Source organism: Anaerosalibacter sp. Marseille-P3206, from assembly GCF_900155565.1.
Classification (GTDB): domain Bacteria; phylum Bacillota; class Clostridia; order Tissierellales; family Sporanaerobacteraceae; genus FUHM01.
Genome location: NZ_FUHM01000002.1, coordinates 1087071 through 1113600 on the forward strand (window position 1 = coordinate 1087071; position 26530 = coordinate 1113600).

The 26530-nt window shown below is 31.5% G+C and carries 28 protein-coding genes; 6 read left to right on the forward strand and 22 right to left on the reverse strand.

The annotated features are described in order from the left end of the window. Positions 1-17: 17 nt before the first annotated feature. From BQ9840_RS06650 to BQ9840_RS06665, 4 genes are all read right to left on the reverse strand, one after another. Entirely contained in the window at positions 18-524 is a 507-nt protein-coding gene (locus BQ9840_RS06650) for an ECF transporter S component (RefSeq protein ID WP_097677467.1), read from the reverse strand. 135 nt (positions 525-659) lie between these two features. Continuing rightward, positions 660-2060: an MATE family efflux transporter gene (locus BQ9840_RS06655; RefSeq protein ID WP_369800223.1), complete on the reverse strand. Its 1401-nt coding sequence runs from the start codon at positions 2058-2060 to the stop codon at positions 660-662. A gap of 126 nt (positions 2061-2186) precedes the next feature. Beyond that, positions 2187-2507 carry a P-II family nitrogen regulator gene (locus tag BQ9840_RS06660; RefSeq protein WP_077369041.1) on the reverse strand — a complete coding sequence of 107 codons (321 nt, stop codon included), beginning with the start codon at positions 2505-2507 and terminating at the stop codon, positions 2187-2189. Between the two features lie 15 nt (positions 2508-2522). Continuing rightward, positions 2523-3224, reverse strand: a complete 702-nt coding sequence (locus BQ9840_RS06665) for a DUF1538 domain-containing protein (RefSeq protein ID WP_077369042.1) — start codon at positions 3222-3224, stop codon at positions 2523-2525. 229 nt (positions 3225-3453) lie between these two features. Between BQ9840_RS06665 and BQ9840_RS06670 the strand changes: the two genes are divergently transcribed. Next, on the forward strand, positions 3454-4134 hold the full coding sequence (locus BQ9840_RS06670; protein WP_200804892.1) for a hydrolase: 681 nt from the start codon (positions 3454-3456) through the stop codon (positions 4132-4134). Positions 4135-4157: 23 nt separating this feature from the next. Here the strand turns inward: BQ9840_RS06670 and BQ9840_RS06675 are convergent, their stop codons facing one another. The 11 genes from BQ9840_RS06675 to BQ9840_RS06725 all read right to left on the reverse strand — a co-directional run bounded on the left by BQ9840_RS06675 (position 4158) and on the right by BQ9840_RS06725 (position 14775). After that, positions 4158-5573: an alanine/glycine:cation symporter family protein gene (locus BQ9840_RS06675; protein ID WP_077369044.1), complete on the reverse strand. Its 1416-nt coding sequence runs from the start codon at positions 5571-5573 to the stop codon at positions 4158-4160. Positions 5574-5664: 91 nt separating this feature from the next. Next, entirely contained in the window at positions 5665-6510 is an 846-nt protein-coding gene (locus BQ9840_RS06680; RefSeq protein ID WP_077369045.1) for a DNA-binding domain-containing protein, read from the reverse strand. Continuing rightward, positions 6511-7773, reverse strand: a complete 1263-nt coding sequence (locus BQ9840_RS06685; protein ID WP_159436096.1) for an ATP-binding protein — start codon at positions 7771-7773, stop codon at positions 6511-6513. It lies immediately after the preceding gene. Positions 7774-7904: 131 nt separating this feature from the next. Further along, a complete protein-coding gene (gene megL, locus BQ9840_RS06690; RefSeq protein WP_077369047.1) occupies positions 7905-9104 on the reverse strand; it encodes a methionine gamma-lyase in 1200 nt (399 codons plus the stop codon). A 22-nt stretch (positions 9105-9126) separates the two neighbouring features. After that, entirely contained in the window at positions 9127-10008 is an 882-nt protein-coding gene (locus BQ9840_RS06695) for a DMT family transporter (protein ID WP_077369048.1), read from the reverse strand. Between the two features lie 72 nt (positions 10009-10080). Continuing rightward, complete coding sequence (locus BQ9840_RS06700) at positions 10081-10497, reverse strand: hypothetical protein (RefSeq protein ID WP_077369049.1); 417 nt, start codon at positions 10495-10497, stop codon at positions 10081-10083. A gap of 1 nt (position 10498) precedes the next feature. Beyond that, positions 10499-11155, reverse strand: a complete 657-nt coding sequence (locus BQ9840_RS06705) for an ABC-2 transporter permease (protein WP_077369050.1) — start codon at positions 11153-11155, stop codon at positions 10499-10501. Between the two features lie 45 nt (positions 11156-11200). Beyond that, positions 11201-11836 (reverse strand): ABC-2 transporter permease, encoded by a 636-nt coding sequence (locus BQ9840_RS06710; RefSeq protein ID WP_077369051.1) that lies wholly within the window; start codon positions 11834-11836, stop codon positions 11201-11203. A 4-nt stretch (positions 11837-11840) separates the two neighbouring features. Further along, positions 11841-12695 (reverse strand): ABC transporter ATP-binding protein, encoded by an 855-nt coding sequence (locus BQ9840_RS06715; RefSeq protein WP_077369052.1) that lies wholly within the window; start codon positions 12693-12695, stop codon positions 11841-11843. Between the two features lie 2 nt (positions 12696-12697). Continuing rightward, the gene (locus BQ9840_RS06720; RefSeq protein WP_077369053.1) at positions 12698-13072 is read right to left on the reverse strand and encodes a GntR family transcriptional regulator; all 375 of its coding nucleotides are present in this window, start codon (positions 13070-13072) and stop codon (positions 12698-12700) included. Between the two features lie 170 nt (positions 13073-13242). After that, positions 13243-14775 carry an IS1182 family transposase gene (locus BQ9840_RS06725; protein WP_077369054.1) on the reverse strand — a complete coding sequence of 511 codons (1533 nt, stop codon included), beginning with the start codon at positions 14773-14775 and terminating at the stop codon, positions 13243-13245. Positions 14776-15042: 267 nt separating this feature from the next. Here BQ9840_RS06725 and BQ9840_RS06730 point away from each other — a divergent pair, with 267 nt between their 5' ends. After that, positions 15043-15600: a biotin transporter BioY gene (locus BQ9840_RS06730; RefSeq protein WP_077369055.1), complete on the forward strand. Its 558-nt coding sequence runs from the start codon at positions 15043-15045 to the stop codon at positions 15598-15600. A 35-nt stretch (positions 15601-15635) separates the two neighbouring features. On the opposite strand, the gene BQ9840_RS06735 is transcribed toward BQ9840_RS06730, so the two are convergent. Then, positions 15636-16667 (reverse strand): HD-GYP domain-containing protein, encoded by a 1032-nt coding sequence (locus BQ9840_RS06735; RefSeq protein ID WP_077369056.1) that lies wholly within the window; start codon positions 16665-16667, stop codon positions 15636-15638. Between the two features lie 425 nt (positions 16668-17092). Between BQ9840_RS06735 and BQ9840_RS06740 the strand changes: the two genes are divergently transcribed. From BQ9840_RS06740 to hydF, 4 genes are read left to right on the forward strand one after another with little or no spacing between them, the layout of a single operon-like run. Beyond that, positions 17093-17350: a TM1266 family iron-only hydrogenase system putative regulator gene (locus tag BQ9840_RS06740; RefSeq protein ID WP_077369057.1), complete on the forward strand. Its 258-nt coding sequence runs from the start codon at positions 17093-17095 to the stop codon at positions 17348-17350. Continuing rightward, positions 17350-18387, forward strand: a complete 1038-nt coding sequence (gene hydE, locus BQ9840_RS06745; protein ID WP_077369058.1) for a [FeFe] hydrogenase H-cluster radical SAM maturase HydE — start codon at positions 17350-17352, stop codon at positions 18385-18387. Before BQ9840_RS06740 ends, hydE begins: the two co-directional genes overlap by 1 nt. A 1-nt stretch (position 18388) precedes the next feature. Beyond that, entirely contained in the window at positions 18389-19777 is a 1389-nt protein-coding gene (hydG, locus tag BQ9840_RS06750; RefSeq protein WP_077369059.1) for a [FeFe] hydrogenase H-cluster radical SAM maturase HydG, read from the forward strand. Between the two features lie 11 nt (positions 19778-19788). Next, positions 19789-20976, forward strand: a complete 1188-nt coding sequence (gene hydF, locus BQ9840_RS06755; protein ID WP_077369060.1) for a [FeFe] hydrogenase H-cluster maturation GTPase HydF — start codon at positions 19789-19791, stop codon at positions 20974-20976. Between the two features lie 28 nt (positions 20977-21004). Here hydF and BQ9840_RS06760 read toward each other — a convergent pair whose 3' ends face one another. The 6 genes from BQ9840_RS06760 to BQ9840_RS06785 form a co-directional block, all read right to left on the reverse strand. Further along, positions 21005-21988, reverse strand: coding sequence for a biotin--[acetyl-CoA-carboxylase] ligase (locus BQ9840_RS06760; protein ID WP_077369061.1), 984 nt, complete (start codon positions 21986-21988; stop codon positions 21005-21007). 115 nt (positions 21989-22103) lie between these two features. Continuing rightward, positions 22104-23120 carry a type 2 isopentenyl-diphosphate Delta-isomerase gene (gene fni / locus BQ9840_RS06765; RefSeq protein ID WP_077369062.1) on the reverse strand — a complete coding sequence of 339 codons (1017 nt, stop codon included), beginning with the start codon at positions 23118-23120 and terminating at the stop codon, positions 22104-22106. Between the two features lie 26 nt (positions 23121-23146). After that, positions 23147-24073 (reverse strand): LCP family protein, encoded by a 927-nt coding sequence (locus BQ9840_RS06770; RefSeq protein ID WP_077369063.1) that lies wholly within the window; start codon positions 24071-24073, stop codon positions 23147-23149. A gap of 108 nt (positions 24074-24181) precedes the next feature. Then, the gene (locus BQ9840_RS06775) at positions 24182-25363 is read right to left on the reverse strand and encodes a cation:proton antiporter (RefSeq protein ID WP_077369064.1); all 1182 of its coding nucleotides are present in this window, start codon (positions 25361-25363) and stop codon (positions 24182-24184) included. A gap of 13 nt (positions 25364-25376) precedes the next feature. After that, on the reverse strand, positions 25377-25718 hold the full coding sequence (locus BQ9840_RS06780; protein WP_077369065.1) for a hypothetical protein: 342 nt from the start codon (positions 25716-25718) through the stop codon (positions 25377-25379). Positions 25719-25759: 41 nt separating this feature from the next. Continuing rightward, entirely contained in the window at positions 25760-26377 is a 618-nt protein-coding gene (locus BQ9840_RS06785) for a DNA-3-methyladenine glycosylase (protein WP_077369066.1), read from the reverse strand. Positions 26378-26530: the final 153 nt, after the last annotated feature.

Consider the following 26530-nt stretch of genomic DNA (forward strand, 5'->3'; position numbering starts at 1 on the left):
TGTTTAAGAGGAATTCCTTATGAATTAAATACTTTTGTTCTCTTCAATGCAACACTTAGTACTACTGCTACTACTGCACCAAATAGTCCTTGAACCATATTTCCTGGTATGGAAGCTAGTGCAGCTTTTCCTCCATACATAAATATTTCAGCTATATAGTATCCAATAGCCATCCATACTCCTCCAATAGCTGTTGGAATGATTGGCGTTTTTTGACCTAGTTTTGTATCCAATAGTGCACCTGCAAAAAATCCTTCCAAACCCTTAACCACAAATGTAATAGGAGCATAATATGAATATCCTGATAACAAATCCGCAAGAGCAGAACCCACTCCTCCTACAACAAAACCACCTTTTTTACCTAATATCATAGCTGCTAAAAATACTACCATATCACCTAAATTTAAATATCCCTTTGTTCCAGGTGTAGGAATCTGTATTAACATTGTCATTACTGTAGTAAGGGCAATTAGTACCGCATATCTGGTCAAATCCCTTAGTTTTTCATTTCTCACAACTATCATCTCCCTTTTTACTATGTAGTGTAACGGTACACTATTTGTTTGTTTGCTAATTGTATCTATTTATATAATAATACTTTCGCTACACTTTTTCAAGTAGCAAACAAAAAAAACTGTCTCTTTTGAGACAGTTTTTTATTAAATTAAGTCATCACCAACAGGTGCACCTTTATAGGCTCTAGACTTTTTTTGTTCTATTACTTCTACTTTTTCAATTGTCTTATCAAGTTTTTTCGATTCCTTAACCATCATGACTATTGCTGTTATACTAGATATCAAATCAGATATAGGATATGAAATCCAAACTGCAAGAGCACCCAAATTAAATACCTTTATTAGTACTATGGATACAGGTAGAAGTACTATAAGCTGCCTTAGGATTGACACCATAAAAGACTTCTTTGCCTTTCCAAGGGCTTGAAAATAGTATATAGAAACATAATACAAGCTTATAAGAGGTATTATTGATACCATTATTCTAAAAGCCTTAACTGATTCTTCTAAAATATATTTATCCTTTACATATATAGATAATAGTTGAGGCGTGAATATCATAGTAATTGCCCATAGACCAGCAGAAGTCAAGAATGAGTATATTATTGTCTTCTTTGCTACTTCCTTTAGCCTTTTATATTTTTTAGCACCTAAATTGTAAGCAGCTATAGGCTGCATTGCTGAAGCCATCCCCAACATATTGATAAACATGAACATTGAAAGCTTTGATATAACACCTAGTACTATTACTCCCATATCTCCTGCATTTTTTAAGAGAAGATTATTAAGTATTGCAATCAATATTCCATCTTCTGCTTCTACTATAAATGCAGAAAAACCTACAGTTGTTATCTCGTTCCAAATGGGCATATTGAAATTAAATCCAAAGGATAAATTGAACTTTTTCTTTACTTCAATAAAATGATAATATGCATAAAGAAATCCTATAAATTGTGATATTGCAGTTGCTATTGCAGCTCCTTTTACTCCATAAGAAAACTTTGATACAAGCAAATAGTCTACAAATATATTTGTCAATGCTCCTGTCATATTGCTTTGTAATAGTATCTTTCTATTACCTAAGGACATCTCCATATAACCTATTACTACAGTCAATACCTGAAATATACTTCCAAATAATATTATGGATAAATAATCATGAGCAAATGGTAGAATTTTGTCTCCTGCTCCTAAAAACCTGAGTACATTATCCCTAAATATAAACAATATTATAGAAAGTGGAATCACAATAAATATCGCTATACTAAATGCATTTTTAATAATCTTTTTTACACTGTCATAGTCTTTTTCCCCACTACTTCTCCCTATAGCTGTAGATGAGCCAAGGGCAATCATCATGGCTATAGCTGCCATAATCCTCTGTATGGGAAATACAACCACTAATCCACCTATCCCATTTCCACCTATATGTCTTCCTACAAATACCGTATCTACCATGTTATAAAGTTCTGTTACCAGTAGGGAGATTATAGCTGGAACCGAGAACTTAAAGAGAAGTTTACCGACACTTCCCTTTTCAAATATATTATTGTCTACCCCATACGTAACTACCTCCTAAATTTATTTACCTAATTATATTATCACTTATACTGTTAAAAATCCACCTTTGCAAAAGATATTTAAAGCTCCAAAATATTGGAGCTTGTTAAATTACACTTCTTCCCTATGATGTAGTCCTACTAAGTTTGACACAGGCAAAGTAAATATGATCCCAGTTCCTGGCTCTTTTAGTTTTCCTGCTTCTACAATGGAGTCAAATATTGGTCTGTATTTTGATTCCTCACTTAATACTAATATAACTTCTTTAGATGCCTCTATATGTATGTTCAAAAACTTTTTTACTTCACTTTCACCAGTGCCTCTACCATACAGTATTGTAGCACCTTTTGCGCCTACATCTTTCGCTTTTTCAACAATTTTATCAGCTTTTCCTCTTTCTACTATAGCTATGATACATAGTACGCTTTCCATGATATCTCCCCTTTCTTAAAATTTAGTTAGTATTCCAAGTATGAGAACAGATATTACTGCTCCAAGTGATGTGAGTCCTACGATGCCAAAACCATTAAGAAGTGGGTCGGAATTTTCTATTATTTTTGAAAGTCCTATAGCAACTGCCATGTTTAATGGGATATTTACAGGACCTGTAGTTGAACTAGCTGAATCCATTGCAATAGCAACAAACTCATCTGGAGCAAAATAAACTAATATGAGTATCACTACAAGTATAGGCATTATGATTATAGTATTAGGTATGTTTTTTAATATCTTTAACATTCCTATTGCCATGCCACCACCAAAACCAATGGCAACTGCATGAATAAGTGTTTTATATGGAATAGCTCCAACGGAAACCTCCTCTACTTCTAGTGCCAACGCTTTAAGCCCTGGTTCTACAAGTGTAGCAAAATATCCTAATATAAATGCAAATAATATTATTACCCATCTATGTTCTAATGTTATAAGATTTCTACCTACTGAATCCCCCAATGGTATCAAACTCATTGACACTCCTTTTAAGAAAAAATGGAGTCCAAATACACTCAACAGAAATCCTATCACAAACTCCTTTAAATTGTCTATAGGCTTTCTTAAAATAAGGGCTTGAAAAAGCAATAAAAAAGCAGATATTGGTATAACAGTCCTTGCTGTATCCCACAGTGCACTCAATCCTTCAATATTTTTCATAAAAATGTCCCCTTTCTTAAAAAAATAGTAATAATATAATTGGAATTGTTAAAAGATATAGATGTTAATGAAAATTCAAAATAAAAGACATGTATTCCCCTTTCTCTATTATACTATATAAACGCATTATAAAAACTGTTTATTTAACTAAAGTATGGGTATAAGTATTGCATCGATATTGTTGATTACAATTAAAATTAATATTAATGTATAGATGGGAGGTATTGAGATGGAAAAATTTATTCCTGAAGTTAAGTCAAAGCTTAGATCTAGAATAATAGAAGTACCACCAGTTATTTATAGAGCAAGTGGTATTAAGATATTAGGAACAAGGATCAAGTCACTTCTATTCTCTACTGATGTAGCAATTATCAAGAATACAAATGCTAACTCTATTATAGCTGTTTATCCTTTTACCCCACAGCTTTCAATTACTCAAGCTATTTTAGAAGTTGCCCCAGTTCCTGTTTTTGTAGGCGTTGGTGGAGGTATTACTACTGGAAAAAGATCTATTGATATAGCACTTCAAGCTGAATTAATGGGTGCTTATGGTGCAGTAGTCAATGCTCCTACTGCAAATGAAGTGATTAGCAGAATGTATAATCGAATTGATATTCCAATAATCGCAACTGTAGTTACTGAACGTGACGATTATAGGGGAAAACTAGATGCAGGTGCAAGAATATTGAACATATCTGGAGGAAGTAACACCGCAGCAATAGTTAGAAAGATAAGAGAGGAATACAAAGAACTTCCTATAATAGCTACAGGAGGTCCTACAGAAGAAAGTATTGTGAAAACTATAGAGGCAGGTGCAAATGCAATTACTTATACCCCACCTTGTTGTGCTGATATATTTGGGGATGTAATGGACCAATACAGATTAGATAAGATGAAAGACAATAAATAAGAAGCCAAATGGCTTCTTATTTATTACTCAATAATTGGTTTTGATAATTCTTCTTTTACATTTTTCCCGTCAACAACTATCTTTTTATCATACTCCCTAGTCATTTTAAATACTAATGGACTAAGAGCTATAAGCCCTATTAAGTTTGGAGCTGCCATTAGTGCATTGAACATATCTGATATATTCCACACAGTTTCTAGGGAAGTAGTAGCTCCTATAAAAGTTAGAATAACCCAAACAATCTTATAGACATTTGCTGTTTTAAGTCCAGCTATATACTCTATACATTTTGAACCGTAATAATACCAACCCAAAATTGTAGAAAATGCAAAGAAAATCAATCCTATAGCTATTATATATCCACCTACTCCTGGAAGTAATTGATCAAAAGCTCCTGTTGTCAAAGTAGCTCCATTTAAATTTCCTTCTATAACCATAGCACCTGATTGATTGATTTTAACTAATCCAGATGTCAATATTACTAGAGCTGTCATAGTACAAATAATTATTGTATCAATAAATGCGCCAAGAGATCCTATAAGTCCTTCAGCTACTGGGTCCTCATTTTTTGAAGCTGCATGAGCTATTGGTGAACTCCCTAGACCAGCTTCATTTGAAAATACTCCCCTAGCAATACCAAATCTGATTACAGTGCCTAATAGTCCACCACCTACTGCTTTTGCTGTAAAAGCATTTTTAAATATCATTGAAAAAGCTGCAGGAATCATACTTGCATTAGCAAATATTGCTATTAATGCTCCACCAATATAAAGGAATGACATTGTTGGAACTACCTTTTCTGTTACATTTCCTATTTTTTTAATTCCACCTAATATTACTAAAGCTGTTAATATCGCTATGATAATACCAGTAATATAAGGACTTATTCCGAATGTAACTTTTACTGCCTCTGATATTGCATTTGCTTGCACCATGTTTCCTGTACCTAAAGAAGCTATCAATGCAAATAGTGCAAACAACCATCCAAGCCAATTAGCATTTACACCGTATAGATCTTTCATTCCCTTCCCTATATAATGCATAGGGCCACCAGACTTTTCTCCGTTTTCATTTGTAGTTCTGTACTTAATTGCAAGAAGAGCCTCTGCAAATTTTGTAGCCCCTCCTACTGCACCACTAATCCACATCCAAAATACAGCACCTGGTCCTCCCATAGCTATAGCAGAGGAAACTCCTACTATATTTCCCGTTCCAATTGTAGCTGCTAAACTCGTCATAAGCGCCTGAAATGAACTAATATCTCCATCATCATCTGAGTTTTTTGTAAACAATGACTTTATAGCATATCCCATCTTTCTAAACTGAATAAATTTAGTTCCAAAACTTAAGTATATTCCAGTTCCAACTAACAGTGCCACAGTCACCGGCCCCCACACTATTTTAGCACCCTTTGAAAATAACTCAGCAAAAAAGTCCATATATATACCTCCCACTTTACTAGTTTAAATAAGTATAATATATAGACTTCAAAAAACTTCAGAATAACTCACTAATATATTCTGAAAATTTTTAATTGTTTTTATTTTCACAATATGATATTAATCCAATTATGAACTTTTTCATATTAATCGAACCACCTCTTAGGGATTTTCCTCTGATATAATCCATCTCTTTTCTAACTTGCTCAAAATTAAAAAGACTGCTTGAGTATTCTACAAAAACATCATTCATATAATCTTCAATGCCGATGTTTGATATGTTTGACATAGCTATTGAAATAGTTCTTCTCATCCTCTGCTCCATAGATTTTGGGTTTTCCGAAAAGTTTTTGCACAACTCTCTTATAGTTATTTCTGCTATATTTATATTATTATCTATTATATATTTACATAATTCTATCATATCAGTAGTTCCCTTTTCACCGGCAACTCCTAACTTTATCAACACATTTTTGATACATTGTTCACAAAACTCATATCCTTTAGAACCGTCACATAAAGTTTGTTTACTTTCAAACAGTGATTGTATTTTTGCAATTGTCCTATCTATTTCTATTCTTTCTTGAACCTTTTTAATGATAGATTCCACTTCTAAGGCATTTATAGGCTTGTATATATAATACTCTACCCCGTATTTATAAGCATTTCCCACCATATCCTTTGAGGAAACTTGAGATATCATTACAAACTCAATTTCAGGATATTTCTTTTTCAATTCTTTTACAATGGAAAGTCCATCTTTTCCAGGCATCAGTAAATCTATTATTACTAAATCAGGTTGTATTCTCTTTATTTGCTCATATCCTTCATTACCATCTGTAGCTTTTCCAACTACAATCCCTAAATTTCTGTCATCAATTATCTTTTTTAGAATTCTAATTACATTTACATCATCATCTAAAATAAAAATTTTCATCTAACTACCCTCCAATTCCACTATAGGAATAGTTATTTCAAAAGTAGTTCCCTTATCTTTTTCAGAGTGTACTTCTAAATCTCCTTTTAGATGAACTTCAACTATGTTTTTTACAAGGCTTAATCCTAATCCTCTATTTATTTCTCCAGTGGTATAGTCTATCTTTGTTGAATATCCAGGTGAAAAAATATGCGCCAATTCTTCTTTATTTATTCCACAACCATTGTCCTTTATTATAAATATGTGTTCTTTGTCATTCATTTTGTGAATAAACACTATTTTCCCTTTATTTTCGATAGACTCTATTGAATTGACTATCATATTTCTAAATACAGACATTAAATAATAATGCTTTTTAAAGAAAAAATCCTTTCCCAGATGAAAATCAAGTACAATATCTTTTTCTATTCGTCGTATTTCTGCATCCATTGTTTCTTTTAGTATTAAGAGAAGTTCATGAAAATACATTCCACTATCATCTGTCCTATTAGCTAATATTTCCTTTATGCCTCTTGCCACAAGAGAGTATTCTTTTTTTATATCATGTACATCTCTAGATATTTCTAAGGCTCTATTCCCCCAACTTTCTCTATCTTCTTCATTTAGAATTTTAGTGAAAAGTTGATAGGCATCAGACATAACTTTTTCAATGCTATCCATGTTTTTCTCCATCCAATAGACTTCTGTTTTTAATCCAGAAGTTAGCCAAAGAAGTTTTTTATATCTTTCCTCATGCTCAGCCTTTATCAAAAACATCCTATAGTATTTGAATCCTATGATTATAAGCACAGCTAAAGAAGCTCTAATGAAAGCTACTACAAGTAAGGATTTCAATATACTTAAATCACTTATAAAGAAGTCCTTCCCTATACGAATGTAAACTTCAACAAAATTACTTAATAGATCACATCCTAATGCTATAAAAAACAACTTGTTTATTGTTATAGTTTTAAATAGTTTTAATAATAAATAAAAAATAACTCCATATATTATATAAAATATAGCTTCAGGAAAGAATGCAACAATAGACTGAGTAAATGTTCCTCCACCGATTAAACAAAACAATATTCTGAAAATAAATAGGACTATTCCTGATGAAATACCTAGAAGCATGGGATTTAGTTCAATATACATATACAAGAACACAGGAAATAGTACTCCTGCAAAGGAGAATTTGAAGTTTGATATATGATAACTTATATAAAGCTGAGAAGATAGTCCTATAAGGATTGTTGCAAATAGATATTTTTTCTTTTTATCCATCATATCCACCTCAGTCTTCCCAAATTCATTTGTTATAGTTAATTATACCACTCTATTGCATACATGTGAATTAATGTTATTTATTTAACAGAAACTAAAAGCCAAGGAAAATTTCCTTGGCTTCTTAATAACTATTTTATACTGTCTAATGCTTGTTTTAAATCAGCAATTATATCTTCTGGTGTTTCTAGTCCTATAGACAATCTTATAAGTCCATCTGTGATACCAGCTGCTTCTCTTTCTTCTTCAGTATATGGTGAATGAGTCATACTAGCTGGGTGTTGAATAAGTGTTTCTGTATCTCCTAAGCTAACAGCTAGTGAACAAAGTTTAACACTATTCATTACTTTCTTACCTTCTTCTAAGCCACCTTTTATCTCAAAGGAAATAATAGCTCCAGGAAGTTTCATTTGTTTTTTAGCTAGTTCATATTGTGGAAAACTTTTTAAACCTGGATAGTATACCTTATCAACTGCTGGATGACTTTCAAGGAACTCAGCTACTTTTTGTGCATTTTCACAGTGACGATCCATTCTTATTTCCAAAGTCTTAGCACCCCTGTTAATTAAAAATGCATCAAAAGGACTTAAACTTGCTCCTGTCATATCTTTAACGCCAAATAATCTAACTTCATCTATAAATTCCTTATCTCCTACTACAAATCCTGCTATTACATCGCCATGACCATTTAAGTATTTTGTAGCAGAATGAACTACCACATCAGCTCCTAGTTCCAATGGTCTCTGAATATAAGGAGTACAGAATGTATTATCTACTACAACAATACAGCCTTCAACTTCATGAGCAATATTTGAAATAGCTTCAATATCTGCAATGTCAAGGGTTGGATTGGCTGGTGTTTCTAAGTATACAACTCTAGTATTGTCCCTCATAGCTTTTCTTACATTTTCAGGATCAGTTGTGTCTACAAAAGTTACATCTACCCCATATCTAGTTAATCCATGGTTTAGAAAAGCAAAAGTACAACCATATAGAGTTTCAGCAGCAACTACATGATCTCCAGCTTTTAAAGCTGTCCATAAACATGAAGTAATAGCGCCTATACCTGAAGCCATTGACATACATGCTTCAGCATTTTCTAAAATAGCTATCTTTTCTTCTAACTGGGTATTAGTAGGGTTTCCCAATCTAGTATAGATATATCCTTCTTCTTCTAGTGCAAATCTCCTTCCACCTTGTTCAGCTGAATCAAAAACAAATGTTGATGTTTGATAGATAGGAGTAGCAAGAGAACCTACTTCATTTTTCTCATACCCTCCATGAATAGCTTTTGTAGCAAATCCCATACTTTTCATTTCACTCTTGTCCATTTCAATACCTCCATTTATTAAATTAAGCTTTCTTTAGAAAGCTCCATTTCGTCTCAGTAGTAATGATTGACAACAGTATTGCAATACATCCTATTAAAAATTTAATGGTAAATGGTTCTTTGAGTACTATAAATGAAAATAAACTGCCAAAAACTGATTCCATGCTAAGAATAATTGCTGTTTTAGTAGATGAAGTATGTTTTTGTGCTAAATTTTGAAGTAAAAAAGCAACTGTTGTGCTAAAAACAGCTAAATAAACAATTGGAATAGCCATTTCTTTTGTTATTACTGTTGGCATCGGTTCAAATATTGGGGCAAATATACATGATAATATAAAAGTCCACATAATTTGAAAAAATGCTAATATTATTGGATCATGCTCTTGTGCATAATAACCAATAGCAACAATGTGAGCTGCATAAAATACTGCACATAGTAATGTTAATGAATCGCCAAAACCTATCTTAAAACCACTTTCAACACTTAATATTCCTATTCCTGTGAAACATAATATTGCACCTAAAACGTCATAATTATCAGGCTTCTTTTTAGAAACTGCCCAATATAAGAAAGGTACCATTACTACATTTGTTCCTGTGATGAAAGCTTGTTTACTTGCAGTTGTAAATTGAAGAGCAAAAGTTTGAACTGAAAATCCTAAGAATAGAAAAATACCTATTACAATGCCAGCTTTAAAATCTCCTATAGTAGTTTTCTTTATTCTCTTCCTAAAAACCAAACCTAAAAGTATAGTGGAAATACCAAATCTAAAAACTAGCATATACAGAGGAGTAATATGATCTAGTCCGCTTTTAGTAGCTACAAATCCACTTCCCCATATTATTGCCACTAATAATAGTGATAAATCTGCTCGCAATGAATTATTATTTAATTTTTGGTTCATCAGACCCCTCCTTTAATCTTATAGCTTAATTATATTATAAATTCTATCTTTTAACAAAGGTTTTATTAATTTTTATTCTACTTCCCAATTGATATTAAAACTACCTTTTGTGTCTTCTCCAATGACCTTTACTGTATATTTTCCCGATTTTGTTATCTCTACGACTTCATCCTTTTTATCTGTTTCAAATTCTATAATTGTCTTACCTTCTGAATCTAATAGCACAATTGACAAATTTCCATCTTTGACTATACTTTCATAATGAAAAATAGCCACATCTCCTTCATTAAATTTAATTTTCTTGGTTAAGCTCCCTGAAAACTTAGTATATTTAGCACCAATATTATCAGAACCACTATGTTCAATCCAACCTATTTGTACCCCTGAACGTGTAGTAGGATTAAAACCAATATCATATTTACTATTTATCTTTAGAAAAACAATGCTTCCAATAATAATTAATATAGCAATAATAATGTTCTTTTTCATATCAAAACTCCCTTGTCATATATAGTTTTTTAGATATCTGAAGTGAAATAAAATACATTAATATAGTAAATATAAATATTAGCAAACTAATTTGTTTTAAACTTAAACTTGCCAACTTAGTTATTAAATCCTTTTTGATAAATCTTTTACCTATTTTCCCTAATATAGTTGGCCCAATAAAGATAAGGATAAGTAATATTGAATTGAACATTCTTAAATCACCTAATTTAAAATAGAAAGGATAATATATAGAGTAAAATACTAATAATACACTCATAGCTACTACAATATCCCATATGCCTACAGGCCTACCATCTGGCGTTAACCCTAATCCTTTAATTATATTTGTAAATAGAAATGTAAAAATACAACTGATAAGTATGAATATTATCAAAGTAAGATATTTACCTCTTACAATATCTACTTTATCAATAGGTAAACTATTTAGAACTACTTCACTTTTATTCTTGTCATCATATCCATTAGAATAAATTACAGAAACAAATACAAAATTAATGATTCCTAATATATACATTATATTTACAGGAAAATCAATGGGTACATTCATTCCCATTACAGAAATAAACAATGCATAAACTACTGCAAAAATATTTATTGCAATAGATATTTTTAAATCCTTCTTAACCAAATTAAACATAATATCACCTCTATTTTTAGGGACAATGAACCTGTCCCCTTGTCCTTATAAGTCTCTAGTTTGGTAAAGCTTCATTGATAATAGTAATGATAGTAGATATAAGACTATGGATATTGGTAAAATGTATTTACTAATAGTAGGCATATTTATATTACTTATCAAAGATTCCTCTCCTAAGTTTGCAACATTTATCATGATGATAAAAAAAGACATAAATATTATCATATGCATTATTTGAGCTATTTTAGGTTCAAATCTAAAATATGCTGGATATATAATTGATGTAGACATAAGTATTACAGGTATGGCTGATTTTATCATTTCTAAATTGAAATAATCCACATTTATTATTCCTAAAATATTAATTATCCACAAATAGACCCCAGCATACACAATTGTTATCAAAAAATACACAAATGTTAATAAATACTTATATAAAACCATCTTTTTTCTACTAATAGGTAGAGAATGTATCATATAACTAGTTTTATTCGTAACATCGTAGCTAAATGGTGTTATAGCCATAAGATAAGTATAAGTATACAATATGATAAAGTATGGCAACTGTGGATCATAGGATTCTACTACAAAAAGTAGAAAAGGTATATATAATAGAAAAAATAATCTATTTCTCTTATCTGCAATCATCAAAGTTAAATCTCTTTTCAGCATCCCTAACATCACTCTACCCCCTTACCGTATAGACCATTATATCTTCAAGAGTTGCCCTTTCAATGAGCACTTCTCCTCCAAATATTCTCTTTACATTATTACCATCATCTGTTAATCCTTCAAATCCTACATTAGTCTCTCTAAGTCCAATAAATTCCTTCCTTGTTTCACTATCAAGTAAATTCAATCCACCTTTGACTACTTTGTACTTTTCTAATACTTCATCCTTAGTTTTTGAAAAAACTATGCTTCCATTATTAATGAATGTAATATAATCTGCTATCTTCTCTAGATCAGTAGTTATATGTGTTGAAAAGAAGATGCTCTTTGACTCATCTTGAATTACATTATAAAGAATATCTAATATTTCTCTTCTAAACACTGGATCTAATCCTGATGTAGGTTCATCCATTATGATTAAATCTGCATTGTGAGAAAGTGCTACTGCTAGAGAAAACTTCATCTTCATTCCCTTTGAAAGAGTCTTGATTTTGGCCTTAGAATCTAAATTAAATTCATTGATGTAGTAGTTAAAGGTACTATCATCCCAATTGGAATAAAAACTTGCTACTATGCTTTTCATCTGTGCAATTGTCAAATCTTCATAATAGTAGTTTTCATCATATACAAATCCGATTCTATTCTTTATCTCCTTTTCATGTTTCTTGTAGTCTAGTCCAAACACCTTTATCTCTCCACTATCAGAGTTCATCAAATTCATTATTAGTTTAATAGTAGTACTCTTACCAGCTCCATTAGGTCCTATAAACCCCATAATATATCCTGGCTCTAATTTGAAACTGATATCATTTAGTGTGAATTTTTTAAATTCTTTTCTCAAATTATTTACTTCTAAAATATAGTCCATGTTTAAACCTCCTCAAACAAAATTCTTAGCATTTCACTTACTTCACTATAAGAGAGTCCTAATATATTGCTTTCCTTGACCACTTCTTGCAGTTTTTCTTCTATTATTTTCAATTTCATTTCTCTCATCAGTTCTTTGTTTTGACTGGCAACAAAGGAGCCTTTCCCTTGAACTGATTCAATAAATCCTTCCCTTTCCAATTCATCATAAGCCCTCTTTGTAGTTATGACACTTATTTGAAGATCCTTTGCAAGTCCCCTTATAGAAGGAAGCATATCCCCTTCTATTAAATCTCCCTTAAGTATCATAGCTTTTATTTGACTAGATATTTGCTCATATATAGGCTCATTTGAGGAATTCGAAATCAAAATATTCATTTCCATCTCCCCTATTCTAATTCAACTGTGTATATACTGTTTATGTAGTTTATATACAGTATATACACAGTAATTATATTTGTCAACACTTTTTTTCGCGGGACATGGGGACAGGTTCGAGACCACTGAAAAAGTAGCCTTAAAAATTTCCCTCGTCCCTTAAATTATTATTAAACCACAATTTTTTTATAAAATATTGAATTAAACCTTAAAACACATAAAAATGAAGATAATTTAGAGGATAGTATGCTTGCTATCCTCTTTAAATTAACTGCTATTGCAGTTAATTTTGCTTGCGTGGACATGCTTCTTAAACCGTACCCTCGAGCACGGTTTAATCCATGATGATTTTTCATTTCACCATTTTTCCCTTCATGGCAAGCTCTTTTTTTGTATTTTTCTTTGAATCCATCTGTTTTTTGTTCTTGGCTGTATCCATAAAATTCAGGAGTGTTTATACCTACTTCAAGAATCTTACCAATATTTTTGCCAGTTTTGCACTCTTCTCTTTTACTACAATTCCTGCACTTTTCCTTTTCAAAGTAATATTTATATGTCTCTTTTCCGCTTTTGTCTTTTCTATGTTTTTTTCTTATTGTTATGTTTCCTTGGCTACAAAACCATTCATCTGAATCTTTGTTGTAACTAAATATTTCTTCATCTATCTTATATGCCATTTCACTTATTGGGATATATGCCTTTGCTTCTATTTCCTTTATTTTATCTAATATGGGCTTTCTAAAATATGCTTTATCTCCAAAGACTTCTTCTACTTTTAAACCTGTTTGATTAGTCAATTCTATTAACTTATCAAAATTTGTTCCATCTACATATTCTCCACTTTTTACTGTTACCGCTGTTATTATCCTCTCATCAGTTGTCATCATAAATTCTGTTTTATATCCAAAAAAACGTTCTGTTTTACTTTTATGTCCGACTCTTGCTTCTTGGTCAACAATTGATCGAACTCCTCTTTGTTCTATGAATTTTGGATCTTTTAATATTTCTTTTGCATTTTCCAAAACTTTTATTGTTTTAGGATTTTCCTCTTGATTAACAATGTTTTCAACTTTTTCAATTTCTTTTTCAAGATAATCCTTCATAGTTTTCTTTGCTTCTTTATGATTTTCAATTTGTTTGTAATCTGGAATATCTTTATCTATATTTTTAGGTAGTTCTCCTGATTCTTCTTCATAAGTTTTAAATATTTTCTTTGCTAAGTGTTTTATTACTCTTTCAGGAGTAGCTTTGAAAGTATTAGCTTCTGTATGGGTTGCATCTATGCTAATACCAGTATCTTTAATTATTCCTTTTTCTATGCACTGTCTTACAATTTCAGTTATTATTTGATCTAATGTTATATCATTTAATCTATGTACTCTAAATTTAGATAGTAAACTTGAATCTGGCAAATCGTCATCTGGATTTATTCCTAAAAACCACATAAATGCTAAGTTTAATGAACATTCTTCAATTAGCTTTTCATCCGACAAATTGTACAAGTACTGTAATATCAAAAGTCTAATCATAAGTTCAGGGTCCTTAGCTGGCCTTCCATAGTATTTGTTGTATGATACTTCAAGTAGTTTCGTTACAAAACTTAAGTCTATAGCTTTATTTATTAATTTTAATGTATGATTTTCTGGTATTTTATTATATAATATTGAGTAGATGCTTAATTGATTATTTTTGCCTTTAAGCATTGCAAATCCTCCTTTTGGTTATGTTTTCTTATCAATTACATTATACCAAATTAAGGAGGATTTTGCTTATCTATTTTATATTTAATTCATCTTACATATTATTACATCGTTTTTCAGTGGCCTCGGACAGGTTCACTGTCCTAAATAGGACAGTGAACCTGTCCCCATGTCCTATGTCCTAGTTGACAAACGAAGAAAAAGTGAGTATAGTGTTATTGTAATCCTTGAAAATATATTAGGTTTACAATTAGAAATGGAGGGATCTTTGTGAAGATTAGTACAAGAGATATGATCTTAGTTTCACTATTAACAGCATTAACAGCTGTAGGAGCATTTTTAAGTATTCCGCTGGGAAATGTTCCTATCACACTTCAATCAATGTTTACTATTCTTTCTGGACTTATATTAGGTCCTAAGCTTGGAAGTTTATCTCAACTTATTTATGTTCTTTTAGGTCTTGCTGGAGTAAAAATATTTGCAGGATTCTCAGGAGGGCCTCAAACTGTATTTAGTCCTTCTTTTGGATTTTTGATTGGATTTATATTTGCTTCTTATATAGTTGGAAAAATTGCTAATACTAAGGAAGGAGTAAATTTCAAAAGAATATTTTTAGCTACTTTAGCTGGTACTGCTACTATATACCTATTTGGAGTTCCTTATATGTATTTGATAATTAACAAAGTATTGCTAAAAGAAATGTCCTTCTTAACTGCAATGAAGGTAGGTTGTGTAATATTTTTGCCTGGAGATTTGCTAAAATGTTTTGTCTCTAGCTATGTTGCATTGAAGGTTGTGCCAAAGGTTAATATGAATACTGCAAAATAGACAAATAAAAGGTGACGGGAAAACTATCCTGTCACCTAACTTACTATTTCTAATATTTTTATATCACTATTCGATAATTCTATATAAGCATTTTCTAATCTTATGACTGGTTTTGTAATGTCATTTGGTGGTATAAATACTATTTCTCCTATTTCACCAATATTAGTTTTTACTTTTGCATTTACATAATAATTAATGATATTATTGAAGAATATATCCAGTATACGGGTATCAAATGAATACAATCCCATCATATGAAATTCCTCTATAGCTTCAAATGGTGTACTTTTGTTTTTATACACCCTTTCAGATGTAAGAGCATCATATACATCTGCTATAGCCAATATCTTTGCAAATATATTTATTTCTTCTCCTTTTAAGCCATATGGATATCCGGAACCATCTACTCTTTCATGATGAAGTAATATTGCATGTCTCACATCTTCATTAATATTTAAAATAGTTGCTGACATTTCATATCCTATACTAGAATGAGTTTTAACTACTTCAAATTCTTCTGGTGTAAGCTTTCCTTTTTTATTTATTATTTCTGATGGGATTTTAGATTTACCTATATCATGTAACAATCCTGCGATTACAACTTTTTCCATTTCATTTTCATTTAAACCAATCCATTTTGCGATTAGAAAAGAATAAAATGCTACATTTAATGAATGTTTATATGTATCATTATCTTCACTCTTAAAAATTCTGATTTGATCTATAATCGGCTCATTATTTGCTATTCTTTCACAAAAAGTATTTGATATTACTTTTATTTTTTCTATCTCTACACTTTCACCTGCAACTACACTGTTCATAAGATCTTTTAAAGCAAAAACATTTTCTTTGGATGTCACTTTTGAATTTTGACTTTTCCATGAATGTGATTCGGATCTTGATGGATATACAGGGATTTTTGTAATTTTGCATTTTTCTAGGGTACTTATTATATAAGGATTTATAGTCGTATTTTTACCAACTAAAAGACAACCTTCCCAATCATATATATCTTTACACAAGATCTCATTGTTGCTATCTATTAAGTTTATATATTTAGGTTTCAATTAATCACCTACATTCTTATATGATATAATATATGTGTCTTGTTATTATGTCAAATATTGATTACATTATGAATATATTGACAATATTATCAAAGTTATCTTTACTAATCAATAGTTAAACTAGAAATAGCACAAAATTGCGCCGTATATTTCACTTTTTGGGTATAGTTTCCCATAATATAATATTTTTTTGTAACAATTTGTGATGACCATTGATTTTTTTTGCCATTATTGTTAATATATTATCAAACAATAAATACTTTTTCAAACTTATTGAGGGCTTATTGCTCCTTAATAAGTTTGATAGCAAAATAAATCTAATACCTAACAGGAATAGAGTTTTCTTTCCTGAAAGGGAACTAGGCTTTTTTAGTATACCTAACTTCCTTTCAAAGGAAGTTTTTTGTTTAGAAAGGAGGATTTTTTTGAATAATAGAATTGGTGTTATTAGTGCTATCCTTGAAGAACCAGAAAAGTGCCAGTATGAATTCAATAAAATTGTTTCAGAGTATAAAGATATCATACGTGGAAGAATGGGTATTCCCTTCAAGGAAGAGAAGATTTCAGTTATATCCATAACAGTAGTTGGTTCCCTAGATGATATAAATAGCTTAACTGGGAAATTAGGAAATTTAAATAATGTTATTGTAAAAACCTCCATATCTAAAAAGGAGCTTGAATGATGAAGAAAGTTTTGGAAAAACTTTATGAAACCAATAATTTAACCAAAGAAGAACTTATATTTGTATTAGAAAATATTGATGAATCTGCAAAAGCCGATTTATTTCAATTGGCACAGGCTACATTAGAAAAAACATATGGTAGAAGATTGTTTGTGAGAGGGCTGTTGGAGTTTACCAACTACTGCAAAAACAATTGTATGTACTGTGGAATAAGAAGAGATAACAAAAATGTAGAAAGATATAGGCTTGGTAAAGATGAAATACTATTATCCCTAGATAAGGGATATGAACTAGGATATAAGACTTTTGTGTTGCAAGGTGGAGAAGATTCATTTTTTACAGATGATATATTATTAGATTTGATAAAAGAGATAAAGAAAAGATACAAAGATGTAGCTCTAACTCTGTCTATTGGAGAAAGAAGCTTTGAAAGTTATGAAAAATATTATATAGCAGGAGCGGATAGGTTTTTGCTTCGCCATGAAGTTGCAAATCCATATATATATAATGAACTTCATCCTGGGCTTAGTTTTCAAAATAGAGTTGATTGCCTTTATAATTTAAAAAAGATTGGGTATCAAGCTGGAGCTGGATTTATTGTTGGATTGCCAGGTGAAACAAATGAAGTATTAGCAGAAAATCTATTGTTTTTAAAACAACTAGAACCTGCCATGGTGGGAATTGGTCCATTTATCCCTCATCCTGATACACCCCTTAAAAATGAAACAATAGGTTCCGTTGATAAGACCATTGTTCTTTTAGCTTTGATAAGATTATTATTACCTGAAGTCTTATTGCCAGCAACTACTGCCTTAAATACTCTTTGTACAAATGGATTAGAAAGAGGTCTTCAGGCAGGGGCAAATGTAGTTATGCTCAATCTCTCTCCTATATATGTACGAGAAAAGTATGAAATATATAAAAATAAGGATTCTAAAGATATTCATGAGTTGAATACTGTTGAACAAAAAGCTTCTAGCGTAGGTTTTAGGGTAGATATGGGTAGAGGAGATAATATAAATTTTAGGAGGATTTGAAATGAAAAACGGATTTATTAATGATAGTTTAATAAGAGAAAATCTTGAAAATGGGAAAGGTGCATCTAAAGCTGAGATAAGAGAAATCATAGCTAAATCACTAGCTAAAAATCGCCTTGAACCTGAGGAAACTGCTAAACTTCTACAGGTAACTGATCCTGAACTATTAGAGGAAATGTTTGAAGGGGCTAGACAACTTAAAAAAGACATCTATGGTAATAGAATAGTATATTTTGCCCCTCTTTATATAGGAAATAAATGTATCAACAACTGTCTTTATTGTGGATTTAGAAGAAGTAATAATTCAATAATTCGTCAAACACTATCAACTGAAGAATTAGAAGAACAAGTTAAGATATTAGAAGACAAAGGTCACAAAAGGCTAATACTAGTATATGGAGAACATCCTTGCTATGGTGCAGATTTTATAGCTGAAACTATGAAGATTGTATATAATACTAAGAATGGTAATGGAGAAATCCGTAGAGTAAATATAAATGCTGCTCCACTAGACGTAGATGGGTATAAAAAACTTAAGGAAGCTGGAATTGGAACATTCCAAATATTCCAAGAAACATATCATTATGATACCTACAAATTGCTTCACCCTGAAGGAGATATGAAAAGCGACTATGAGTGGAGATTAACAGGACTTGATAGGGCAATGGAAGCAGGTATTGATGATGTGGGAATTGGAGCATTGTTTGGGCTTTATGACTGGAAATATGAAGTAATGGGACTACTATACCACACTATTCACTTAGAAGAAAAATATGGAGTAGGGCCTCACACTATTTCCTTCCCAAGGATTGAACCTGCTATAGATACTGACTTTTATGACCAAACAAAGTACAAGGTTTCTGATGAAGATTTTAAAAAGATTGTATCTATACTTCGTCTTTCTGTGCCATATACAGGAATGATACTAACTGCTAGGGAAAATCCAGAAGTTCGTCGAGAAGTAATTCCTCTTGGGGTATCCCAAATAGATGCTGGTTCTAGAATTGGTATTGGTGGATATACAAAAGATGATTATATACCAGACAAAGAACAATTCCAACTTGGAGATATGAGGTCATTAGACTCTATAATAGGTGAAATGAGTGACAATGGTTTTCTAACTTCCTTCTGTACTGCCTGTTACAGGTCTGGAAGAACTGGCGAAGACTTCATGTGCAAAGCTAAACCTGGAGAAATTCAAAACTTCTGTAGAGCAAATGCGATACTTACATTTAAGGAATATCTACTTGACTATGCTTCTGATGAAACTAAAGTGAAAGGTGAAGCCATTATAGCCAAAGAATTAGCAAGTATTGAACCAGAGAGAAGAAGGCTAATTGAAGATAAAATAAAATTAGTTGAATCCGGGGAAAGAGATGTTTATTTATAAGAGGTGAAAGTATGAATAACACACCAAATTCTAATAGAATTGTGATTTCCTTATATGGAAAGAGAAATGCAGGAAAGTCTTCTCTATTAAATGCATTAACTGGGCAAGAGGTTTCTATTGTAAGCCCTACAAAGGGAACTACTACGGATCCTGTGAAAAAGGCCATGGAACTAAATCCAATAGGACCAGTGTTATTTATAGACACTGCAGGGATTGATGATGAAGGGGATTTAGGTAATTTGAGGATTAAAAAAAGCCTAGAAACCGCAAGGCGTACTAATATTGCCCTTTATGTGATGGATGGAGAAGATATTGACGAAGATTCTTTTGGAAATATGGAACTGATATTTAAGAAGTATAATATCCCCTATATTCTTGTAATTAATAAAATGGATATTATATCTAAGGATCAAATAGATGTTTTAGGCAAGAAATTTCCTGAAGCTATTTTGGTATCCTCTACGACTAATGAAAATATAGATTTACTTAAATCTAGACTTATTGAAAAAATTGAGGATACGGAAGAAGATTTACCTATTGTAGGTGATTTAGTCCCATATGGTGGGAAAGTAATTTTGGTAGTTCCTATTGACAAACAAGCTCCCAAGGGAAGACTAATCTTGCCTCAAGTACAGGTAATAAGGGATTGTTTAGACAATGGTATAAAAGCCTATGTTGTTAGAGACACTGAACTTGAATCTGCTCTAGAAGATTTAAATGATGTTGATTTGGTAATTACTGATTCACAAATATTTAAGGAAGTTGAGAAAAAGGTACCAAAAGACATACTCCTTACTTCCTTTTCTATCCTTTTTGCAAGACATAAGGGAAATTTGATGGAATTAGCAAGTGGCGTAAAGGCTGTAGAAGCTTTGGAAGATGGAGCAAATATATTAATAGCTGAAAACTGTACTCACAACACTAGCCATGAAGACATTGGCAGAATTAAAATCCCTACTCTTCTTGAAAAGAAAACAGGGAAAAAATTTAAGTTTGTATTTAGAACTGGGTACAATTTTAGTGAAGATTTAAGTAAATACAGCCTTGTGATACACTGTGGTGGCTGTATGGTTAATAGAAAGGAAATAGAAAGTAGAATTCAAATTTGTAAAGAAAATGGTGTTCCAATGACAAACTATGGAATACTATTAGCGTATTTAAATGGAATACTTGATAGATGTATTGAGATATTTAGATAAGTGAGTCAGGGGACCGTCCCCTGACTCATTAAACATATCCATATAATCCCCTTACTGATACTTCCCCTGATAACACATTCTCAACCACGCCATTGCCATAATCAACTTCTAGTTCTCCATCATCATTTAATCCTATTACTTTGCCTGTTTTTTCTTCACTACCTCTTATTAATTTCACCTCTTTCCCTATTAGTATGGATTTTTCTCTACACACTTTTAATATACTGGAAAAGTCATCTTCTTCTACGAAAGGTATAAATAATTCTTCGAATCTATTTAAAAATAACCCTAATAATTGTTTCCTATTAACCTTCTCCCCTGTTTCTATTTTAAGAGAAGTTCCCACCTTAGAAACTTCACCTTGGAAATCTTTACTATCTAAGTTTACATTGATACCCACGCCCATTATTACATAATTAATCATATTGAGTTCACAGCTCATCTCTGTTAAGATTCCACATACTTTTCTGCCATTTATAACTATGTCATTAGGCCATTTTATAGAGGATTCTATTCCTAAATCTTGGATGGCAAGAGATACTGCTGCTGCTCCTATTTGAGTGATCTTGGCTACTTTCATTGGATCTATTTTAGGCTTTAATAATATACTCATCCAAATTCCTTTGCCTTTTGGAGATACCCAGCTTCTTCCTAGCCTTCCCCTACCTAATGTTTGTTCTTCTGATATGACTACAGTTCCCTCTTCACTTTCATAGGCTATTTCCTTAGCTTTTATATTAGTTGAATCAATTGTTTCAAAATATTGTATATTTCTCCCTATGTATTTTGTATGCAAATATTCCTCTACTTCTATATAAGTGAGGATATCTGGGCATTTAATTAATTTATACCCTTTTCTAGAAACTGATTCTATTTCATATCCTTCTTCTTTTAATGTGTTCATATGCTTCCAAATAGCAGCTCTACTTACACCAAATTTATCACTTATGTCTTCTCCTGACAAAAAATCATCACTGTTTTCTTTAAGTAATCTAAGTATTTGTTCTTTCACACTATCACATCCTTTTATTATATATTCTCCATTTTTAGCTATTTCTCCTTTATTTAATTATACTATAAATGAGCATTCAAAAGAAGACAGAGAACCATGTTTCCAGTCCCCTGCCTCATTCTATCAATTCTTTCAATTCACCTTTAATCTTATATGGTACCTCTTTTAATTGTGAAACATCTTTTTTGCCTAAAAGTAACATTAATATTTTAAGCTTGTAGGTCATTTCGTCTACATAATTATATGCAGAATCATATCCTTCTTCTAGCAATATTCTCAATATCTTGCCACTTATGCCAACCATCTTGGCTCCTATACATAGAGATTTTATCACATCTTGAGAATCTCCTATTCCTCCACTGGAGATAATATTTAAATCATCTTTTAAATCTACACACTGTAGAAGACTTAATGCTGTTGGAATTCCCCAAGAATAAATATCCGAAAAATCTTTTTCCTCACTTCTTCTTCCTTCTATTTCAATGAAATTGGTACCACCTTTTCCTGAAATATCTATATATCTCACTCCAACATCATAAAGCCTTAAAGCCACGTCCTTCGATATTCCAAAACCTACTTCTTTTACTATTACAGGTATATGAGTATTTTCAACAATATTTCCTATATTGTTGAGTATCCCACGAAACTCCCTATCTCCTTCTTTCATGACAAGTTCCTGAACTACATTTAGATGAAGTTGTACTGCATCGGCCTCTATCATTTCTATAGCCTTTTTAACTTGACTAAGGTTCATATTAGCGCTTAAATTAGCTATTACTACTCCATCTTTAACTGTATCTCTTACTACTCTAAAAGACTCAGCACTTTCAGCATCATCTAGACCAATTGTTTGTGACCCTACCGCTATTGGAATATTAAACTTATAGGCAATGTCCGACAGGTATCGATTTATTTCCCGGGAAAATTCTGTTCCTCCTGTAATGGCATTTATCATAATAGGATAATCTACTCTTTTCCCTACAAAATAAGTTAATGTATCTATTTCTTCAAAATTTAACTCGGGAATTGCATTGTGTTCTAAATATATATCTTCAAAAAGTGTATTCTGTTCATGAGTAGTTTTAAGGAAGAAATCAATATGTTCCTTCTTCCTATCCCTTCTTGTTTTCATCCTATCACCTATTCTTAATGATTTTACTATTTAAATACATAATTACCAAACATATTATTAACTATTGTATCCAATTCATCTTCATTATATATATAATAATCTCCTTTGCCAATACGTTTACCTTCTCCAGGAACAGTAGCTGTTTCCATGTTTTCAGTATTTATTTTATTTGCACTAAAAGCCATCTTTGTCAATGTACCTAAAGGAATATTGGTATCTACATATTTGTAATATGCACTTACCACCTTAGGTAGCTTTAGTAAGTTTTTAGGCTTTAATGCTTGTTCCATAAATGCTTTCATGAATTGTTGCTGAGCTCTTATTCTACCTATATCTGCATCCTTATATCCTTTTCTATATCTTAGAAACTGTAAAGATTTATCTCCATCTAGTAACTGTTGTTCACCTTTCTTTAAATTAATAAGAAGGGGTGGATCTGCTGTTGGATCTGAATAGTACATATCCTTAGGGATGTCTATTGTTACTCCTCCAATAGCATCTACTACCTCCTTAACTGCTTTATAGTCAACTTTTACAAAGTAGTCTAATTCTATTCCTAAAAGGTCTTTGACAGTTTTCACTGTTAACTCAGGACCGCCATTTGCATGAGCCGCATTGATTTTTCTTTGCCCTTTGAGTCCTCGTATGTCTACTCTAGTATCTCTTGGAATAGAAAGAATCTTTGTCTTTCCTGATTCAAAATCAATATTAACTAACATCATGGTATCTGTTCTTGTACCTTTTTGATTTATATCTTTAGCATCTACTCCTAGTAATAAAAAGAGGATTTCGTTCTTTTCTTCAAATTCCTTAACTTCTTTTTCTACTTCTTCGCCTTCTTCTCCCGCTACTTCTTTATTATTTGAATTTTTAAGAAAATGTCCTAAACCAGCATATACTAAACAAAAGACTAATAATGAAATAAAAAAGGTTGCAAAAAATTTCTTTTTCATGTTGTCACCTCTATTTTTATAAAATACCATAACCTAAATCATACTATAGCTAACAGTTTTTTTCAATGAAATAATATTCCCTAAAATAGAAGTAGGCAAATAAGTAAACTATTTGCCTACTTCTATTTCTCCTGCTTTGATAAGAGCTATTTTTGTAATCATAGGACCAACTAATTCATATATTACCGTACCTGCTAAAACAATTGTCCTAGCCTGTGCTCCATAGGGAGATGGTAAGGTGTTTTGAGCTACCATAGAAAGTCCTATTGCAACACCAGCTTGTGGAATTAATGTAAAACCTAAATATTTTTGCACGGTCTTTGGAAAATTTGCAATTTTTGATCCTAAAAACGCACCCAACATCTTTCCTACTACTCTTACTATTACATATACAATACCAATTAAACCTACTTCTTTTAATATTGATAAATTTAATTGAACACCTGCAATAGTAAAGAAGGAAATGAGAACTGGTGGTGTAAATCTTTCTACTGTAGTAAAAGCTTTTTTGTTATTTGGATCTAAATTAGTTAGTGTTGCTCCTACCATCATGCAGGCCAACAGAGATGATAGTTCTAAACTAATAGCAATACCTGCAGTTGCGAAAAGTGTGGCAATAACTAATGAAAGGAGTCCGTCTTCTCCTTTTGCTTTTTTACATAAGTAAGTTAAAAGTATTCCCATAATAAAACCTATAAGCAAAGCAAAAAATATTTCTAATAGAGGAATAAATATTATTTTTACAATTGAAATACTTTCTGTATTAGAAACTAAAGCCTTTGCAATAGTTGTAGATATACCAAAAGCAATTATCCCTACAGCATCATCTATGGCTACTACTGGAAGTAATGTATTAACTAAAGGACCTTTTGCCTTATATTGACGAATAACCATTAGTGTAGCTGCTGGTGCAGTAGCAGCTGCTATAGCTCCCAAAACTAAACTAAAAGGAATAGATTGTTTTAAAACAAATATCATAACTAAATCAACTAAAGCTACTGCTGTAAGTGCTTCAAAAACTGTAATAGTTATAATACCCTTCCCCAGTCTTTTCAAGTTTTGTATATTGAATTCACTACCAATACTATAAGCAATAAAAGAAAGAGCAGCCTCAGATATTATAGAAAGCTTGTCCGAACTTTCTTGCGGAATAATACCTAGGACCGATGGGCCTATTATAAGGCCTGCTATCAAATAACCTGTTACATTAGGTAGTTTAAATTTTGACAATATCTTTGCCATAATCATACCTGTAAATAGTATTATACCTAAGTAAAATAACATATGCATTTTTAATCATCCTTTACTTATTGATTCCGTCAGTGAAATTAACCGGTACTGTAAACATTATCCCTACTCCATCTTTATTTAAATCTCCTATAACCCTTTTTACACAATCTACAGCAATAGGGACTTTTTCACTACTTAGCACTGTAAATATAGTTTTGTTAAAAGGCCTGTTCTCATTAAGCATCATCTTCAGAGAACCAAATAAAGGTATATCATCACTGTGATCATCAGCAAGAACACGTATCATACCCATGCTATCTACTATAGTTGCTCCTCTGATTCCACAATTATTGAATTCTACCATTAGGTCTTCAAGTAAATCTATTTTATTCAGTACAATTACTAATGCTTCCATTTCATCGCCTCCTCCACTTTTTTAATTATATTCCTCACAAATTATTTTTTCAATATTTTTGAAACATATTTATTGCTTTCTATATAAAATCTAAGGGGAAAATCTCTAGCTTCTTCAGCATAGTCAATTCCTATTCTCTTGTCAGTTATTATATCAAATTTATCATTTAACCCCTCTTCAATATACAATCTATCACCACATAGATCTTCTCCATTTAAAGACTTTTCAATATTCATTGCTTTAGAAAGTTTTCCCGGTCCATTGGTTAAATTTATTATTTGCTTTTTTGTAAGTTCATCTAATGACTTTTTATAACGGTTCAATGCCATATCCTCAATTCCTTCTAATGGCTCTATTCCTCTTATGAGCACTGCTTCTGGGGTTCCCTCTTCCTTAGTCACCACATTAAGAAGATAATACATACCATATATTATATATATATATGCTCTTCCTGAAGGACCATACATGATTTCAACTCTTGCTGTTCTTTTGCCTCCATAAGAATGAGCTGCTTTATCAATAACACCTAAATAAGCTTCTGTTTCAACAATTTTCCCTTTCAATACCTTTCCATTTATATTGTGTACTAAAGTTTTACCAAGAAGTTCCTTAGCTACAATCACAGTATCTCTATTATAAAAATCTCTTTTTAGTTTCAATTAATACATTCCTTCCCTAAAAAAGTGGAGCCTAACACTCCACTTTTTTCATTAAAATACCTCCCCTTGTTTACTTATTATATACCATAAAATAAAATTATTATCAACTCAAAGGCAAAAAAATTGGCATAGTTCCTTTTGTTGAAGGGGTAT